The sequence below is a fragment of the Mesorhizobium sp. M2A.F.Ca.ET.067.02.1.1 genome (genome assembly GCF_004023285.1).
In the GTDB taxonomy this organism is placed as follows: domain Bacteria; phylum Pseudomonadota; class Alphaproteobacteria; order Rhizobiales; family Rhizobiaceae; genus Mesorhizobium.
Map to the genome: position 1 here is coordinate 1 of NZ_RZSB01001184.1, position 1,103 is coordinate 1,103.

A 1,103-nucleotide genomic window follows, 5' to 3' on the forward strand; every position below is an offset into this window, starting at 1 on the left:
CGTCGGTGATATCCAGGATCTGGTTGGCGATCAGGTCGCGCTGCTGCTGCCAGATCGCGAATGCCGCCTCCGAGCCATCGAGGATGGCCCGCGCCAGAGTTTCGGCGTCGCGCAGCGCATCGGAAATGCCGTGCGAGGTGATCGGGTCGCGGAAGAAGCCGGCGTCACCCACCAGCGCCCAGCCGGGGCCGTGCGGCTGGCGGATGTAGCCCGGCACGCCGCGGAACGCCTGCAGGCGAGTGTCCTTCGGCGCCAGGGCCGCCTGTTCCGCCAGCGCCGGCGCAAGCGCTTCGAGCACATCCATGCGGGCACGCGCATGGCCGAGGCGGAAGCGCTGGTCGAACAGGCCGGTCGGCACCGAGGCGACGATGCAGGCGACGCCGTCATTGGTCGGGATGAAGGAGCCGGCGATCCCGTCGCGGAAGTACCAGTGATAGCCGGCGCCCGGCTCGACGGGCGCATAGCCATAGACATGGGCGGCGGACACCGCGCCGCGCCGCAAGGGCTGGGCGTCGACGCATTTTGCCACTAGCGAGCCGATGCCGTCGGCGCCGACCACGATATCGGCGCTGACCCGGAGCGATGCGCGGCCGGCATCTCGGATATCGACGCCGCGCACCCGCCCGCGCGTGTCGGCGAAGAGATCGCCGACCGCGACTTCGTGCAGGATCTCCGCGCCAGCCTTGCGCGCCGCGTCGACCAGGATGCGGTCGAGCACCGTGCGCCGCGGCGCGATCAGGCCGGGTAGGTCCGAACCGGAGGCAAGCGGGACGGTGATCTCGTCGTCGCCATAGTGGAACGTCGTCGTCTCGATCAGCGGCGTCCCGGCCTTGAGCAACGGCTCGAGCAGGCCCCAGCGCCACAATTGCAGCACCGCGGGCCGCATCAGCGCATGTGTCGACAGCGTGTCCGAGCCATAGGGCTTGCGGTCGATCGCCAGCACATTGAGGCCCGCGCGGGCGAGCAGCATCGCGGTCGCGGCGCCCGCGCAACGAGCGCCAACGATGATCGCATCGTAATGGCCGCGCCTCGGGGAGGCCATGAGGGAGATTGTTGCCATGGTCGTGGTCCTCAGGCCGCCTTGCGGCCGTTGCGGTCGAGAT

At 70.1% G+C, this 1,103-nt stretch carries 1 protein-coding gene; it reads right to left on the reverse strand.

All coding sequences use genetic code 11. From position 1 onward, the window contains the following. A partial coding sequence (locus tag EOA28_RS36580) for an NAD(P)/FAD-dependent oxidoreductase (protein WP_148671141.1) occupies positions 1-1,060 on the reverse strand: 1,060 nt, incomplete at its 3' end. Positions 1,061-1,103: the final 43 nt, after the last annotated feature.